Origin of the sequence: Clostridium beijerinckii, assembly GCA_003129525.1 — a bacterium.
Lineage (GTDB): Bacteria > Bacillota > Clostridia > Clostridiales > Clostridiaceae > Clostridium > Clostridium beijerinckii_D.
Map to the genome: position 1 here is coordinate 467,501 of CP029329.1, position 17,138 is coordinate 484,638.

General features: G+C 28.3%; 16 protein-coding genes. 2 read left to right on the plus strand and 14 right to left on the minus strand.

The features are described from left to right. Positions 1-886: 886 nt before the first annotated feature. The 5 genes from DIC82_01920 to DIC82_01940 form a co-directional block, all read right to left on the minus strand. Entirely contained in the window at positions 887-1,834 is a 948-nt protein-coding gene (locus tag DIC82_01920) for an HrgA protein (protein ID AWK49918.1), read from the minus strand. 302 nt (positions 1,835-2,136) lie between these two features. Beyond that, positions 2,137-3,495 (minus strand): 23S rRNA (uracil(1939)-C(5))-methyltransferase RlmD, encoded by a 1,359-nt coding sequence (locus DIC82_01925; GenBank protein ID AWK49919.1) that lies wholly within the window; start codon positions 3,493-3,495, stop codon positions 2,137-2,139. Between the two features lie 53 nt (positions 3,496-3,548). Next, the gene (locus tag DIC82_01930; protein ID AWK49920.1) at positions 3,549-3,986 is read right to left on the minus strand and encodes an RDD family protein; all 438 of its coding nucleotides are present in this window, start codon (positions 3,984-3,986) and stop codon (positions 3,549-3,551) included. Positions 3,987-4,006: 20 nt separating this feature from the next. After that, on the minus strand, positions 4,007-4,699 hold the full coding sequence (locus tag DIC82_01935) for a hypothetical protein (protein ID AWK49921.1): 693 nt from the start codon (positions 4,697-4,699) through the stop codon (positions 4,007-4,009). Positions 4,700-5,033: 334 nt separating this feature from the next. After that, positions 5,034-5,789, minus strand: coding sequence for a MurR/RpiR family transcriptional regulator (locus DIC82_01940; protein AWK49922.1), 756 nt, complete (start codon positions 5,787-5,789; stop codon positions 5,034-5,036). Positions 5,790-6,004: 215 nt separating this feature from the next. Between DIC82_01940 and nagB the strand changes: the two genes are divergently transcribed. Continuing rightward, on the plus strand, positions 6,005-6,733 hold the full coding sequence (nagB, locus tag DIC82_01945; GenBank protein AWK49923.1) for a glucosamine-6-phosphate deaminase: 729 nt from the start codon (positions 6,005-6,007) through the stop codon (positions 6,731-6,733). A gap of 163 nt (positions 6,734-6,896) precedes the next feature. Here nagB and DIC82_01950 read toward each other — a convergent pair whose 3' ends face one another. Next, entirely contained in the window at positions 6,897-7,607 is a 711-nt protein-coding gene (locus tag DIC82_01950; protein AWK49924.1) for a GntR family transcriptional regulator, read from the minus strand. A 124-nt stretch (positions 7,608-7,731) separates the two neighbouring features. Continuing rightward, positions 7,732-8,457: a GntR family transcriptional regulator gene (locus DIC82_01955; protein AWK49925.1), complete on the minus strand. Its 726-nt coding sequence runs from the start codon at positions 8,455-8,457 to the stop codon at positions 7,732-7,734. Positions 8,458-8,826: 369 nt separating this feature from the next. Here DIC82_01955 and nagA point away from each other — a divergent pair, with 369 nt between their 5' ends. Next, entirely contained in the window at positions 8,827-9,963 is a 1,137-nt protein-coding gene (gene nagA / locus DIC82_01960; GenBank protein AWK49926.1) for an N-acetylglucosamine-6-phosphate deacetylase, read from the plus strand. A gap of 262 nt (positions 9,964-10,225) precedes the next feature. Here the strand turns inward: nagA and DIC82_01965 are convergent, their stop codons facing one another. The 7 genes from DIC82_01965 to DIC82_01995 all read right to left on the minus strand — a co-directional run bounded on the left by DIC82_01965 (position 10,226) and on the right by DIC82_01995 (position 17,130). Further along, positions 10,226-11,131 carry an ROK family protein gene (locus tag DIC82_01965; GenBank protein ID AWK49927.1) on the minus strand — a complete coding sequence of 302 codons (906 nt, stop codon included), beginning with the start codon at positions 11,129-11,131 and terminating at the stop codon, positions 10,226-10,228. A 217-nt stretch (positions 11,132-11,348) separates the two neighbouring features. Further along, entirely contained in the window at positions 11,349-12,746 is a 1,398-nt protein-coding gene (locus tag DIC82_01970; GenBank protein ID AWK49928.1) for a 6-phospho-beta-glucosidase, read from the minus strand. A 77-nt stretch (positions 12,747-12,823) separates the two neighbouring features. Next, positions 12,824-13,702, minus strand: coding sequence for a sugar kinase (locus DIC82_01975; protein AWK49929.1), 879 nt, complete (start codon positions 13,700-13,702; stop codon positions 12,824-12,826). Positions 13,703-14,126: 424 nt separating this feature from the next. Next, positions 14,127-14,960, minus strand: coding sequence for a prephenate dehydrogenase/arogenate dehydrogenase family protein (locus DIC82_01980; GenBank protein AWK49930.1), 834 nt, complete (start codon positions 14,958-14,960; stop codon positions 14,127-14,129). Positions 14,961-14,983: 23 nt separating this feature from the next. Further along, positions 14,984-15,997: a 3-deoxy-7-phosphoheptulonate synthase gene (aroF, locus tag DIC82_01985; GenBank protein AWK49931.1), complete on the minus strand. Its 1,014-nt coding sequence runs from the start codon at positions 15,995-15,997 to the stop codon at positions 14,984-14,986. A 154-nt stretch (positions 15,998-16,151) separates the two neighbouring features. Beyond that, a complete protein-coding gene (gene aroQ / locus DIC82_01990; GenBank protein AWK49932.1) occupies positions 16,152-16,592 on the minus strand; it encodes a type II 3-dehydroquinate dehydratase in 441 nt (146 codons plus the stop codon). A 40-nt stretch (positions 16,593-16,632) separates the two neighbouring features. Next, positions 16,633-17,130 carry a shikimate kinase gene (locus DIC82_01995; protein ID AWK49933.1) on the minus strand — a complete coding sequence of 166 codons (498 nt, stop codon included), beginning with the start codon at positions 17,128-17,130 and terminating at the stop codon, positions 16,633-16,635. Positions 17,131-17,138: the final 8 nt, after the last annotated feature.

Below are 17,138 nucleotides of genomic sequence, written 5' to 3' on the forward strand. Positions count from 1 at the left end.
CGCAATCAAGCAACTCACTTAGTGTATCACTTGGTTTTAATCTTGTCAACAACTTTTTTCAAATCTTTCAAACTCCTATTTTTCAAAGGGTTCTTATTAAATTCTTTTAAGTTGTTTGCGTCTCTTTGCGACGTCTTTTATCTTAACATATATAAATATTATAAACAATCATAATATTCCCTTATACATACTTTAAACCAACTATTATACATTTTACTCTTGTTTTCTTCTCTTTCCTATTACTGACACGCCCCGCATAGTTATTAGACAGTTAATCATATGCTATGCTTTCATAACTCCAACCTTGATAACCAATACTCTATTTTTTGTCTTTGTTCATATGTGATTTTACATCACTCCTCGGCAAGTTATTCATCACTCTGCAAGTGATATTTGACAAGTTTTTATTATAAAATATTTATGTTCACAGTCTTTATTTATACTTTATACTACTTAATAATCACTTGAATCATCTATTTCATCAGTTATTGATTATTATCTAACAGTTTAGTATAGCTTGAAATCTTTCCATTTCCTTTTTCTTAGTGTTAGTACCTGAAATCCTCTCATCCATAGATATACCAGTAAATTCATTATTCGTATGGTTACTTATAGAATTAGTATAACAATTTGTCCATTTCACTATTATTTGTATATCAAATATATTTCTTATATATATTTTTATTTAAATTATTCTACAAATATAACTTTATCAAAATATGCAATAATATGGTGTATTATTTAACTACTATAAGCTATAGCAACCGTAAAGTAGATCACACGTGATTTTATCATCACAAATGCAATGTTAATATACTAAAGTTCTTATGCTTAAGATTTTAATATTTTAAAAAATCTATTTTAACTATTATAATTACAAATTCATCTATATTTTAATAATTCTTTTGCTTTTAGCATAATTGCACGCATCATCATCATCTTTAAAAGTTCTATCATAATTACTTTTTATTTTCCCTATCTTTATATCTTCCATTAAATCATTAATAAAAGACTCAAAGTCGATATTTTCGTTTACAAGCCTATCTATAGTATTCCAATCCAAAAATTCTTTAGTTTTAGCAGAAAATAATATTTCACTTTGAGTTATATGAGCTGGATTTAACTTAATTATTCCAATTCCAAAAGCATTGTTAAGTCTTCTTAATTCATCTATAAATTGAGTATCTTCTTCAATATTTAGTGTTACTAAATATCCTTCATGAGCCCAACTCGAATTAGATACTGCCTGAAAATAATATTCCCTAAGATTAGAAAAATTCAAATCTATTTTCATTTCAAACGCAAACAATTTATATGGATTTTCTTTTAATGCTTCTAACAATCTTAGTGTATTATTTTTATACTCTTCAAACGGAAAGTAGATGCCTACTATATCAGGATGCAACCATTTATTATAACCCTTGTCTCTCTTTTTTGAATTTTCATGATATATTGTTTTGGTATAACAATTAAAATGTGCATCTTGATTTACAAAAGTTGAAAGTAAAATATGTAAATCTCTTTCATTAAATGATATTTCTTTTGGTGTATTTTCTTTCTCTATCATTTCTTCATAAGCAGTCAAATCTGCAGTTTTTCCTTTTATAAAGAATTTTGCTGGCCTTTTGCTTACCTGCTCAAATATAGTGTCTTTTGAATTTTTAATATCCATATACAATCTAGCTGATAAAGTTCTGATTGGTGTCTTACCAGATGAGCCAAGTTTAGTAGTTAATCCTTTTTGCTCCGCCACTTTCCAAATTGCTTCAACAGATAATGGAGCTTCTGAACTTCTTAAAACTTCTTCTCCTAAATTTAAAAAACTATAATTCATGAATATATGAACTCCCCCTTACTTTAACTATATTCCTATTATGCCCATAATTGTTATAAAATGTTATTATGTTGATTAAAAAAGTAAAAAAGGTATAAAAATAGGACTAAGGAAGTTCTGTCCTTAATCCTATCATCATTCTATCTAAGCCCTTTATATATGTGGCTTCGCCACTAATACGGTCTACCTGTTAAATTCTCACTTAATCATCATTTTTTTCTTGCTTCTAAACTACCACTTCTGCACAGTTTTTTTCAAAATCACAGGGGTTTTTTAGAAGTAGCAATGGTTTTTTTAGTTGGCTACAATTTCTTAACTAGCTTAACAACTGTTTCAGCGTGAGGAGTATTCGGGAACATGTCTTTCACTTTAGTTTGAATAACTTCATATCCTCTTTCTGTGAGTACCTTAAGGTCCGTAACTAAAGTTTTTGGATTACAAGAAACATATATTATTTCTGGTGCCTTAAATTTAATTACATAGTCTAAAGCCTTAGGGTGTACTCCACTTCTTGGCGGATCTAGAATTATTATATCTGGTTTATCTTTTACATTTTTTATTATTTCTGCTACATCCCCAGCTAAGAATTCGCAGTTATCTAATTCATTTAATTTAGCATTTTCCTTCGCTGCTTCAACTGCTTCCTCTATAAGTTCAATACCTATAACCTTCTTTGCATTTGGAGCTACTATTTGGCCAATTGTTCCTGTACCACAATATAAATCAAATACAACTTTGTTTTCACTATTTCCCATAAACTCTTTAACTATTGAGTAAAGGCTTTCTGCACCTTTTGTATTAGTTTGGAAAAATGAGAATGGTGATATGTTAAATTCTAATCCTAAAACAGTTTCTCTAATGTAATTTTTACCATATAATAAATTAACCTTTTCTGGTATTACTGCATCAGATAACGAATCATTTTCTGTATGTAATATTGATACAAGATTTCCTTTATAACTTTGGTTTCTTAATAATTTAACGTATTCCGTTAAATCAAAGTCAATTTGAGTTGTTGTTACTAAATTTACTAGTATCTCCCCAGTGTTTTCAGCTTTTCTTATTACTAAATGTCTTAAATATCCTTCGGCCTTCATTATTCTATAATATGGCAAATCTTGCTTGCCAAAATAATCTGCAGTTAGTTTAATAATATTTCTATAATCCTCATCAACAATATGGCAATTATCTACGGTTATTATTCCGAAAGATTTTCCTCTAATGTGCATTCCAACAGATAGTGGTGCACCCTTTGATTCATCTCCAAAAGTAAATTCCATTTTATTTCTATATTCCCATTGACTTGGGCTTCCTTGAACTCCCAAGTATTCCCCTGTTGTAACATCTGCATCTTTAAACAAATCTTTAACTTCTTCACTTAGAAATTCTAATTGCATATCATAAGGTATACTTTGTGATGAACAACCTCCACAAATTCCAAAGTGAGGACATGGAGCCTCAATTTCATAATCTGCTTTTTCATCTACAGATAATAACTTAACTTCTGCAAATTCTTCTCTTTTCTTTTTTACTCTCCCTGTTATTGTTTGACCTGGAAATGCATTTTTAACATATATTATTTTATCTTCTGCATATCCTATTCCAGTTGATGGGAATTGGGATTTTTCTATTTTAACGCGTAAATCGCTTCCTCTTCTCATTGATTACTCCTATTGTATTCATATTTTTTTCTTATAGTTATCTGATATATATATTAATTTATATTTAATATCTTCTTTGCAATAGTATTTTTTATTTTTGTTTTCTCAATTATTGGTGCATAAATACAATTTAAAATAAAGTATATAATTCCGCCTGCTATAACTAATGCCCCTGTTTCTCTTATAAACATATAACCGAATAACTTTAATATAAAATCACATAATAATAGCAAAACTGCTGAACTTGCAACTATTAATAATTGATCAAGAACATTAGCTAAAATAACTTGTATAGATGAATTTTTATTAATATCTTCATCATTATTGTCGCCATTTATTAATCCTTCAATTTCAACGTTTGTATTTTCTATCTTTAGCTCTTGGCTTTCACTATTGGCATCTGATTCGGTAGCTTCTATATTTGAAGTTTGAGCCTCAGTTTCTTCTACCTCACTTTTTATTTCGTTTTCTTTTATATTGTCTTTTTCCAACAAAGTTTCCCCCTTATAATCTACTTCATACTCATTTCTGCATCTGCAAATTTATATTTCTTTGTAGATAGTTTATATATAATACACTCTTTGGTGGCTATAATTTCTTCTTTCAAGCCATCTATTGTGTTATTTATCTCTATTTCTTTATCTCCATTTTTTAGCTTATCAATTATTTCTTTATTTATGTCAGAATAATCCCTATTTTCTTGATCAGTAAATGCTTCTATGTACTTCTTAAAAGATGTTTTACCTAAATCAAAATCATTGTTTTTTATAGCACTTTCACCATCAAAATTTAAACTTAATTTTAAACTTATATCTCCAGTCTCCAAATCTTCTTCATATGTCTTCATTCCAAAATACATACTTTCTATCTTATTTGCTTCAGGCTTGTTATTATCATAATATATAGAATTATCATTAATAGATTGTTCTTGCTCTTCTTTTATTTTTTCATCCTTTGTATATTTTACCCCTACTTCCTTGGTTATATTCTCCATCTTAGATAACTTTTCTTTAAAGAGTTTTTGTGTTTCTTCTAAATTAAAGTTTTGGGCCCATTTTCCTTCTAATTTTTCATCACCTATATCCGCATTATCTTCTGTTGCCGTTTCAGTTTTCTTTTCTGCATTTCCTACTGAACCTTTACACCCTATTAATGAAACTGCGACTATTAAGCTCATTAAAATACTTATAATTTTCTTAGACAAAAAAGTTCTCCCCCTTGTACAGATATTATTTATAAATTGTTTAACAATACCTTATTCATGTATAAAACTAGTTATAAAATATTTACATAATAATCAATTAAAATTTTATGTTTAATTAATGCATAATAAATCAATATTACAATATTATCATTTTTGTATTACAATTATGTGTCAATGTTATACTTTTGTATTTATTTAAATATTTTATAATTTGAGTAATCATTTCTAATTTATTTTTCCATATACCTAACTCTATGTACGACATGTATGTCTATTATATATTTTTTTATGGTTCCGTGCAATTAGGCATATGAAATATAGATATAAAACTATTCTAATCCCTCGGAAACGTCTTATGTTTAATATCATATTTTAAGAAATATTTGTGAATAATAAGTTCAAAGGTTTCAATACAATATCCAAAGAAAGGATTAGGATAGAAATTATCATTATCTACTTTTTCACAATCTGGTATTATGAAAGTAATATTAGAATTTTTAGCTAAAGTACTTTGTGAATTGCCAGTGAATGATATTATTTTTAAATTTCTTTCTTTAGCTAGCATGCATGTTTTTACACAATGATTGCCTTCACCAGACTTAGATATAAGCATAACTGAATCTATAGTTTCTACATGGTTGTCGAAGAGAATATCAAAATCTATAAATGTTGAAAGTACACTTTTTTTTCCAAGAACTAATAACTTCATATAAATGTACTTTGAAACAAGTTCTGAAAAGCCTTCTGCTGAAACTAATATATTTCCTTTATCAATGCAATCTATAAAATCATTAATAGCTTCATCATAATTAGTACTGAATATTTGTTTGTTTTCTATGGCATTAATAAATTCATTATTATCTTCAGTGGATACCTTGATCTTTAATGAGTATACCAATTCAACAAATCCATTATATCCTAGTTTTTTTGATAATCTAATTATAGTTGATGGGGATGTATATGTCTTTTTAGCTATTCCTCTTATTCCTTCATCCATACAACTATCAATATTATTTAATATATATGTAATTATGCTTTCTTCAAGAGAAGTAAACTTTATATCTCCAAACAGTTTTGTTACGTCAAGCATTTTTATATCACCTCTTATCTTTTTTGAATATGCTTATACTTCTATGATAACATGTTCCTTTCAATGACAACAGGTTTCTAAAACCCTCAAAAGTATATAATTTATAAATTATATATAGTAATATGCAATTAACGGGACGATAATTTTTTAAATATCTCGTAGATAGAAATATTAAAAATAGGTTGATCTATAAATTTGTGAAAGAAGGAATAAATATGAATTTAATTATTGTTGAAAATTACGATGAAATAAGCAAGTTAGCAGCTATAAATATAAAAGATGTTATCAACAAGAAGCCAAATGCAGTTTTGGGATTAGCTACTGGGAGTACTCCACTCGGAACTTATAAGGAACTTATCAAAATGAATAAAGAAAATGAAGTAGATTTTTCTAATGTTACAACTGTAAATTTAGATGAATATATAGGATTAAGTGAAAATGATACTCAAAGCTATAGATACTTTATGAATGAAAATTTATTTAATCATATTAACATTAAAAAAGAAAATACTTTTGTGCCAAATGGATTAGCTAAGGATATTGATGAAGAAACAAAAAACTATGATAAAAGAATAGATGAATTAGGCGGCATAGATATACAATTTTTAGGAATAGGCGCTAATGGTCATATTGCCTTTAATGAGCCAAGTGATATTTTAATATCTGGTACGCATTTAACTGAATTAGCTCAAAGCACAATTGATGCAAATTCTAGATTCTTTAATTCTATTGATGAAGTTCCTAAAACTGCCATATCAATGGGACTAGGTCAAATAATGAAATCAAAAAAGATAATATTGCTAGCACACGGTGAAGAAAAGGCAAACGCTATAAAAGAAGCTTTATCCGGAAAAATAACTACTAAAAATCCTGCTACAATGTTACAAATGCATAAAGATGTAACTATCATAATAGATAATACAATAGCATCTTTAATAAAATAGCTTATGTAAATTTTATAGTATAAACTTTTTTATATTTTGATACTATATATTTAAAATTATATTATTTTAAAATCACCAGCTGATTATATAAAAACAGTAGATAATATTGTGTGAAAACAAAATTATCTACTGTCCCGAATTAAATTTGGCAATATATAAATATCTACTTAATACTTACAGTTCTAAACTCAATTTTATCACTTCTATGATGAGCATTTGAGTATTCAAAAGGTTGCCCATTATCTAAAAATCCTACTTGTTCAACTTCTAATATAGGAAAATTGTTATCTATTTTTAACCATTCTTGTTCTAGCTCATTAGGTAGAATTGCTCGGATATTTCTATGTGCACTCTTTATTTTTAATTTAAGGTTTTTTTCAATATAGCCATATACTGAATTCAATAAAACATCATTTTTTATTCCTGGTATAAGACCTATAGGCATATATGTATATTCAATTACATATGGTTCATCATCTGCATATCTAGTTCTTATTATGTCATAAACAAAATCATCAGTTGTAATCTTCAATTTAGTTGCAATTTCTTCAGTTGGATGCACCACCTCAAATTTTACAACTTTAGAATATATTTTTTTACCCTTCTGTGTCTCTGTAAATCCAGCAAATTGTTTAGCTAAACTTAATTCTTGAACAGCACCATTATCAACTGATTTTACAAAGGTTCCAGAGCCTCTTCTCTTTATTATTAATCCTTGAATAACTAGCTCGTCAACAGCCTTTTTTATTGTAATCCTACTGACCCCATAATATTCACACATTTCCTTTTCTAAAGGTAATTGTTCATTTGGATTATATTTACCGCTTAATATTCCATTTCTGATATCCTCAGCAATATCTTCGTATTTCGCCATTATATCTATGTTCACTCCTTAAAATATAACCTATTTATATATTAATTATATCATTCTTATACTTTATTATATACTTAAATTTATAAAGTCACTAAATTATCCATTATTAATAAACTTCTTTGTATTAATTCTTTAAACAAACTCTATATTTAAATTTATCCCCTCGTGCTATAGTTATTGTATATTCAATAATTTTCATATGTTCATATGTTATTCTTTCAAATTTTAGGCCTGCTTGGCCTTGAGGTATTCCTAAGTATACGCTTTCTAATTTATTTATCAGAACACTTTCAATTACTTCCTCAGCAGATGTTATCTTTGCACCAAAGGATTTTTTTAGTATTTCATATAATGAATTTTTTTCCATCATTTCTTTAGTCATTCCTATAAATCTTTCATAAGGTAAATATGTTATTTCATATATCATTGGTATATCATCCGCAATTCTTATTCTTGATATTTTAAATATAAGTTCACTTGTTTCTATTTGCAATTTTTTTGCTATTTTACTATTAGCTTCTGTAATTTCAAAATTCAATAATTTTGAAGTTGGATTTTTGCCACGCTTTTTCATGTCTTCAGTAAACGAAGAAACTTTTATTAAATCTTGTTCCACTACTCTCGAGGCTATAAAGTTTCCTTTTCCTTGTACTTTATATATATATTTACTGTTCTTTAATTCATCTAAAGCCTGTCGTACAGTTGTCCTACTCACACCATATTTTATGCAAATTTCTCTTTCTGAATCTAACTTATCATTTTCCTTCATGTGATTTTCTATCTTATTTATAATAATGTCCATCAATTGTACATATAAAGGAGTAATAGAATTTTTATTAATTGTATTCATAAGCGCACCTCTTTTTAGTTTTAGCAATTCAAATCTATATATGATTTCTTTTTTATAAAGCAAAAATATAATTTAAATTATATAATATTTAAATTATGTTTAAATTTTTTTATACAAAGCCCGTAGCTTCTTGGTGGTCATTACCAATATTTATATGATAATTTATTGCTCTTAATATGTCAATATTCTACTTGAAAAGCCCTTCATAAATGCATATAATAGTAGTATAGTAAAATTGGTAATGTCCACTTTACATGAATATGTGTAATTGTTAATTTGTAGTAAGTATTTCAAAATGTATAAAAAGAAAGGAAGTGAATTTTAGTGGGGGTTTGGTCCTTATTATCACTCTCTCACTAAAGATAAAAAATGTTAATAAAAAATTGTAATATTATTTATTTAAACAAAGTTGAAAATGGTTCAATACTAATTGAGAATGGAAAAATAAAAGAAATTAATCCTGTCACATATTATGATGAGAATATATTAGATGCAAACGGTTTATATGTTTCACCTGGTTTTATTGATGTTCATATTCACGGTGCTGGTGGCTTTGATACAATGGATGGCACTAGTGAATCAATGAATACTATTGCTAAAACAATAGTTAAACATGGAACAACTTCATTTACACCTACAACAATGACTGTTTCAATTGAAGCTATACAAAAATCTATGAAAGTAATCAAAAACTTAAAAGAAAAAGGAACTGAAGGTGCCCATGTTTTAGGTGCTCATTTAGAAGGTCCATTTGTAAATCTAGAAGCAATCGGTGCACAAAATCCAAATTATCTTTTAGCCCCTTCAATTTCTGCATATAATGAAATGGTAAAAGATTGTGAAGATGCTGTTATTTCAATAACATTGGCTCCTGAAGTTGATGGAGCTAAAGAACTTATTAAATATCTATCAGAGAAAGGCATTGTTTGTTCACTAGGTCATACTATAGCAACTTATGAACAAGCAATGGATGCTATTAAATGCGGTGCTTGCCATTCAACTCATCTTTATAATGCTATGACTCCTTTAAGTCATAGAGCTCCTGGAGTTGTTGGTGCTATATTTGATAGTGATATAACAACTGAAACTATTTCTGATGGAATTCATATTTCATATCCATCATTAAGAATTGCTTATAAACAAAAGAGTACAGATAAAGTTTTATTAGTAACTGATGCTATGATGGCTTGTTGTATGCCTGATGGAGATTATTCATTGGGTGGACAAAATGTTACAGTAACTAATGGTGCAGCTCGCCTTGAAAATGGTGCTTTAGCTGGTTCTATTCTAACTCTCGATAAAGCTGTTAAAAATGTATATAAAAATTGTAATTTACCTTTAAATGAAGTTGTAAAAATGGCTTCATACAATGGTGCTAAACATTGCAAAGTTGATGATCATAAGGGTCAAATTAAAGAAGGCTATGATGCAGATTTAATTTTATTTGATGATGATATTAATATTCAAAAAGTATTTATTTCAGGTAAAGAAGTTTACACAAAGTAATCTAAATTTACTTACATTTTCACTTTAGATTTCTAATCTTCACCTTTTATGTTTTATAAAATGATATTAAAAATGTACAAAAAATAGAGGATAATATTTATTGGAAAAATAAAATATTATCCTCTATTCTTTATAACACATTTAGGTATCTATATATACCCGCCTTCTAAATTATACTTATACTATGAAAATGTATCTAACCAGAACAAAAGCATGCTCCTTATTTCGGCGTGGTTATACGCCTAAGTATAATTCATTCTGATTATTTTTCTCTTTGAAGATAGTTACATAATGCACCTAATTTATTTGCATCATTTCCATATATACATGTTTTTAAAATTGGCTTTATTGTTCCTTCTAGGCCATTATTCATAATTATATCTAATCTTTTATTTATTTCATCAACATATTCATTTCTTGCACTTATTGCTCCACCCAATATAATAACTTCTGGATCATAAGTATATTGTATATTATATATACCTACTGCCATAGTAAAGTAATACTTATTTACTTCTTGAAGTGCAATTTCATCACCTTTATTACATAATTCAAAGACATCCACACCATCAATACTACCTTCTTCTAAGCCTTTTAATTTAGCAACATTTTTTGCTAATGCAGTAGTAGATCCTGATTTACTCCAAGTATTAAACTTAGGTTTCCCATCTACAAAATCAAAGTTTATTGAACAGTAGCCAAATTCTCCTCCATGTTTATGAATTCCAACATGAACTTTTTTATCTTTAACTATAGCTCCACCTATTCCTGATCCACAAACAACAAATGCTAAATCGTTGTTGTCCTTACCCGCTCCAAGCCAACATTCTCCGAGTGCTGCACAATTTGCATCGTTTTCAAGTTCCGCATTTAAGCTTGTACCTTCTTTTAAAATTTCCTTAAAATTAGGTCCATGTATATATGGTATTGCAGTTATGCCTCCAATTAATCCGGTTTCACCATCTACTGCACCTGGTGCACTTATAGCAATTCCTTTGACATCACTTTTTACTTTCATTTCATTTGTTATTTTAATTAATTCACTAAAAAATTCTTCTGCTGTACTTGGACATCTAAATTTACCGCTTTCCTTAAATTCTCCTAGTTCATTAATTACAGACCACTTAGTAGAACTTCCACCAATATCAAAAACCATAAAATCTCTCATCTATAATCCCCCTATTTTTTATAATATTCTCTTAGTTAAGTTTTAAGCATATAATTAAATTAAGTTTCTCACTACAAATATGTTAATACATTCATACAGAAAGATTTTAATTGTTAATAATTGATAAAACTTATATAACTTAGTTTATACTAAAACATTTACATAATTCAAGTAGCTGTTCCAAAATAATCATTCTTGAAACAGCTTTTTATATTAATTAAAATCCATTATTTTTCGAAACTTCTTTAATCCATCTTCCTGATTTTTTAATTGTTTTCTTTTGAGTAGCTAAATCTACCGCAATAAATCCATATCTATTTTTATATGCATTACTCCATGACCAACAATCAATTGGTGTCCATGTATGATATCCAAAACAATTAGATCCTTCACTTATTCCTTTATGAAGATATGTTAAATGTTCCTCATAAAATTCTATTCTATAATCGTCTTCTATTATGCCATCTTCATTTATATACTTTTCTTCACCTTCAACACCCATACCATTTTCAGAAATATACCAAGGAATATTATTATAATTATCTCTTATGTTAATTCCAATATCATACATACATTGTGGATATATTTCCCATCCTCTATAAGGGTTCATTCTTCTTCCTGGCATTTCATAATTATCAAAGTATTTATCTGGCATCCAACCATTTGTTTCATCGAATTTTGTTTCCTTAGCTTTGGCTCTTCTTGGTTGATAGTAATTTACTCCTAAGAAATCAATTATATTGTTTTTTATTATTTCAATTTCTTCTTCTGTTGATTCCCATATTACTTTATCGTTAGTTAATACTTCAACTAATGATGGTGTAAATTCTCCTTTAATGGCTGGATCTAAGAATGAATTATTGAAGAAATCTTCAGCAAATTTAGCTGCTTTTATATCGTCCTCATCTTGTGATCTTGGATATGCTGGAGTTAAATTCAGAATTATACCAATCTTGCCATCTTCTTTGTCACAACCTAATTCTCTAAATGCTTTTATAGCCTTTGCTGATGCTAAATTTATATTATATAAAACCTGAACTGCTTTTTTACCATCAACTATTTTAGGATAGTGAAATTGATATAAATATTCTCCTTCAACTACAACCATCGGTTCATTAAACGTAGCCCAATGTTTAACTCTATCACCAAATAGTTCAAAACACTTCTTAGCAAATACTGCAAATAAATCTACTACATGCTTAGATTCCCATCCTCCATATTTCTCATATAATTCAACTGGTAAGTCAAAGTGATGTAAATTCATAACTGGAAGAATATCATTTTCAATACATTCATCAATTACTTCATTATAAAATCTTACTCCATCTTCATCTACTTCACCAGTTTCAAAATCTTTGATTAGTCTTGTCCATTGAATTGATGTTCTCAAGCTATTTAATCCAATTTCTTTAATTAGATTAATATCTTCTTTATGACTATTATAAAAATTTGATGCCACATTAGGACCTACTCCATCAAAAAATACTTCTGGTTCTATATCAAACCAATGATCAAATACGCTATCATGTTTTTTGTTAAATCTACCTTCACTTTGTGGACCTGATGTTGCTGAACCCCACCAAAAATTTTCTGGGAATTTATATTGTAAACTCATTTTTTTCTTCCTCCTAAATTCTTTTTGTTTATTTTAACCATACTGACTTATTATTTTTTGAATATGCCTAGACTCTACTATAGAAGTGCAGCCCCAATAAGACCTGCATTATCGCCAATCTGTGCTATTCTTATGTCTACCATTGCTGGATCTGCTACTTTTGTCTTTACACACTCTATAACCTTAGGTAATAAATAAGGATTATATATCATTACGGCTCCACCAATAACTACAGTTTCTGGGTCTACTACTGCAATTATATTAGCGATTCCAATTGAAATATTATCTATCCATTTTTCTATTACTCGAGTAGCTTTTTCATCATTACTTTCATATAATTCAAAAACTTCTTTTGTGCTTAATGTTTTGCCATATGATTCTGATGCTATTCTTGCTATATGAACTCCGCTACATTGTCCTTCTAGCCCACCCTTATTTAGGCCTACATGACTATATTTATCTTCATTTATTATCATATTGTATATTTCTGCTGTTTGGCTATGTGCTCCATTTATAATCTTGTTATCAAGTATTAAAGCACCACCAACTCCTGTAGAAACTGTTATATAAAATACTGACTCACATTCCTTGGCACTTCCAACTAAACTTTCTGCAAGCCCTGCTACATTAGCATCATTATTAACTTGAACAGGTAAATTTAGTTTTTCATTTAAATATTCTTTTATATTAAAGTTTTCCCAGCCTTTTAAATTAACTGGATTTAATAATCTTCCTACTTTAAGATCTAAAGGTCCCGGTGCACCAACTCCAACTTTCTCAAATTCATACTTATTCCATTCTACGTTTATTTGATTAATTAATTTGTCCAAATTATAAGATGGCCCTTTTTTTACTTCATTTTCAACTTTAAATATTTCTACTATATTTCCTTCTTGTGAAATAATAGCTGCTCTTAAGTTAGTACCTCCAATATCAATTCCAATTAAATATGCCAATAGAACTCCCCCTAACTATTTATTAAGTAATTGTTAATTTTTTTGAATAATCACTTTTAAATTCATTTATATACTATTTATATTTTCAATTTTCTATTATTTGTAGATTAATTATATAATAATATTTATAATTAATCAATTATATGTTATATCTTTTCTATACCAAAAATATATTGTTTAATTTTAATCTTTTTTATCATTTGTTTCTATAATTATTTTTTGCTTTTAATTCTCTTCATTCTGAATTTTCTTTTATAAATAAACTTATTATTATTTTTATATTCTTTAAATTAATGGCGTACATATTAGAATTAACTCTTACAATTAATTCTATATTTGATCAAAATACACAAGACCATCATTGTTCAAAGAAAATAAAATCCTCCTCAAATAGTCTTGCTATTTGAGGAGGATAATTGAAGTTTTATAATTTTTCACGTCTTTGGGTTGATTTTATAAATATTTCTTTTAATGATTGTTTATCATCATTTTCTATTGCATCTTTTATTTTATCTAGTTCTATCTCAAAATTTTCTATACTTTTCAACAAATTCTCCTTATTTCCCAGGAAAAGTTCACTCCAAAGATCTTCATTTATATTAGCTATTCTTGTTAAATCTCTATAGCTATCTCCAATAAAGCTTCCCGTTTCTCTTCCTTCCACATCACTATTAACTAATGCTACAGCTAATGAATGTGGAAGTTGGCTTGTATATCCAATCATTTCATCATGATACTCTGGAGTTATTCTTTTAACTCTTTTAAATCCAATTTTATAAATTAAATCTTCTATCATGTTTAAATTTTCTTCTTTATTCCTAGCTACTGGAGTTAAAATATAATTTGCACCTTTAAAAACCTGACTACTTGCAAAATCTATTCCCTTCTTTTCCCTTCCTGCCATTGGATGTCCAAAAACAAAATCGATATTTTTAGGTAATATTTTTACTATATCTTCAACAAATAACTTTTTTATTCCAGTCGCATCTGTTATTACAGCACCATCTTTGAAATTGTCTTTATTATCAATAATAAACTGCTTAACCAATCTAGGATATAAAGATATAATTATAAAATCTGCACTTTTAACAATTTCTTGCCCACTTGTAAAGCCATCTTTAATTAATCCAAGCTTCTTAGCTTTTTCTAAAGATTCTTCATTGATGTCTATTCCATACACATCATCATACCCGGCTTCTTTCAAAGCCATAGCAAATGATCCTCCAATTACTCCAAGACCTACAACTACTATTTTCATATTTATAGCCTCTCTATGCCGACTTATATTTGTTTATCTTCTATCTTAGCCACGGCTTTAACTTTGCTCATTAATACATCAAATTGATCTGGTGTAAGTGATTGTTGTCCATCGCTTAATGCATTTTCAGGATCATTATGAACTTCTATCATAAGCCCATCAGCACCTGCCATTATAGCTGCTTTAGCCATTGGTTCTACAAGATATGCATATCCTCCAGCATGACTTGGATCAACAATTATAGGTAAATGTGATAACTTCTTAATTACTGGAATTGCTTGTAAATCTAATGTATTTCTTGTAATAGTTTCGAAAGTTCTTATTCCTCTTTCACAAAGAATTACATTTTCATTACCACCAGCCATAATGTATTCTGCTGACATAAGCCATTCTTCTATAGTTGCTGATAAACCTCTCTTTAAAAGAATAGGTGTCTTAGTCTTACCAATTTGCTTTAATAAATCAAAATTCTGCATATTTCTAGCACCAATTTGAATCATATCAACGTCTTCAACAAAGGCATCTAAGTAATCTGTAGACATAAGTTCTGTTACTATTGGAAGTCCTGTTTCTTTCTTTGCTGTTTTTAAAAGTTTTAATCCTTCAAGTTCTAATCCTTGGAAACTATATGGTGAAGTTCTTGGCTTAAATGCTCCTCCTCTTAAGAAGTTAGCACCTGCTACCTTTACTCTCTTTGCAATTTCAATAATTTGTTCTTCGCTTTCAACAGAACATGGACCAGCCATTATTCCAAGTCTTCCGCCACCAACTATTGATCCTTCAACATTAACTACAGTATCTTCAGGCTTGAATATTCTATTAGCTTTCTTAAAAGGTTCTTGAACCTTCATAACTCTATCAACACCTTTAAGTACTTGTATTTTTTTAGGATCTATTATAGACGTATCTCCTACAACTCCTATTATGTAGTATGTGTCTCCCTTAGAAAGATTAGTTTCTAAGCCTTTTGATTCAACTACTGCTTTTACCTTTCCTACTTCTTCGTCACTTGCTTTTGGGTTCATAATAATTATCATTTTACTTTCCTCCTGTACTTCTACTTTTAATTTTAGCTTTTCTTTCTACTATGCTTCTATCCTACAAACTTGACACCTTATACAAATAAACTCTAATTTACAGCTTTTTTAAAACTGATCATTATCATTTTAAGATGTCTATATATAATATAAACTATTTAGGCAATTGTTTCAATTCTAATGCCTTCATAGCTAATACATATCCATTTTCTCCAAAACCACACATTTGTCCTATACAAGCTGGTGCAGTTACAGATTTTTTTCTAAACTCTTCTCTTGCATGTACATTTGATAAATGTACTTCAACTGTATCAATATTAAGTCCTTTTATTGCATCATGAATTGCATAACTATAATGAGTATAAGCTCCTGGATTTATTATTATTCCATCATACTTTTCAAAATACGCTTTTTGAAGTTGATCAATTATTTCGCCTTCACAGTTACTTTGAAATAATGTTATTTCATGACCTCTTTTTTTTCCTTCTTCTTCAATATATTCACATATATCTTCAAAAGATTTTGTGCCATAAACGCCTTTTTCCCTAACTCCAACCATATTTAAGTTAGGTCCATTAATAACCATAATCTTCACTTTAATCACTCCCTTACACAATGCATCGTTAATTAGTTGTTTATTGTTCGTTAATAATTTTTTTCACTGCATTTACAGTATTTCTAACACTTTTATCATTTTTAACTATTTTATCTGCATATGATTTATACAGCTCATAACGTTCTTCATATAATTTAATTATCTTTTCTTTGCCTTCTTTAAGTAGTGGTCTTTTTGAAATATCCACATCAGTTAAAAGATCTTCTAACGGTCTATCTATAAAAATAATATATGATTCCTTTTTTAATATTTTAATATTCTCTTTTCTTTTTACAACTCCACCACCAGAAGAAATTAAGATATTACTTTTTTCTGCTAGTTCTTTACAAGCCAATGTTTCAAAATCTCTAAAGTAATCTTCTCCTTGCTCAAAAAGTTGCGAAATTGTTTTAGTTGTCATATTTTCAATGTAATCATCCATGTCAAAAAAATTAAGATTTAATTCTTTGCTTACCAATTTGCCAATTGTGCTTTTACCGCATCCAGGCATACCAACAAGTACTACTTTATTTTTCATACATTTCA

Coding starts and splice junctions, on each gene's coding strand:
- DIC82_01920 (AWK49918.1), bottom strand. CDS start 1,834: ATGAATTATAGTTTTTTAAATTTAGGAGAAGAAGTTTTAAGAAGTTCA.
- DIC82_01925 (AWK49919.1), bottom strand. CDS start 3,495: ATGAGAAGAGGAAGCGATTTACGCGTTAAAATAGAAAAATCCCAATTC.
- DIC82_01940 (AWK49922.1), bottom strand. CDS start 5,789: ATGCTTGACGTAACAAAACTGTTTGGAGATATAAAGTTTACTTCTCTT.
- nagB (AWK49923.1), top strand. CDS start 6,005: ATGAATTTAATTATTGTTGAAAATTACGATGAAATAAGCAAGTTAGCA.
- DIC82_01950 (AWK49924.1), bottom strand. CDS start 7,607: ATGGCGAAATACGAAGATATTGCTGAGGATATCAGAAATGGAATATTA.
- DIC82_01955 (AWK49925.1), bottom strand. CDS start 8,457: ATGAATACAATTAATAAAAATTCTATTACTCCTTTATATGTACAATTG.
- nagA (AWK49926.1), top strand. CDS start 8,827: ATGTTAATAAAAAATTGTAATATTATTTATTTAAACAAAGTTGAAAAT.
- DIC82_01965 (AWK49927.1), bottom strand. CDS start 11,131: ATGAGAGATTTTATGGTTTTTGATATTGGTGGAAGTTCTACTAAGTGG.
- DIC82_01970 (AWK49928.1), bottom strand. CDS start 12,746: ATGAGTTTACAATATAAATTCCCAGAAAATTTTTGGTGGGGTTCAGCA.
- DIC82_01980 (AWK49930.1), bottom strand. CDS start 14,960: ATGAAAATAGTAGTTGTAGGTCTTGGAGTAATTGGAGGATCATTTGCT.
- aroF (AWK49931.1), bottom strand. CDS start 15,997: ATGATAATTATTATGAACCCAAAAGCAAGTGACGAAGAAGTAGGAAAG.
- DIC82_01995 (AWK49933.1), bottom strand. CDS start 17,130: ATGAAAAATAAAGTAGTACTTGTTGGTATGCCTGGATGCGGTAAAAGC.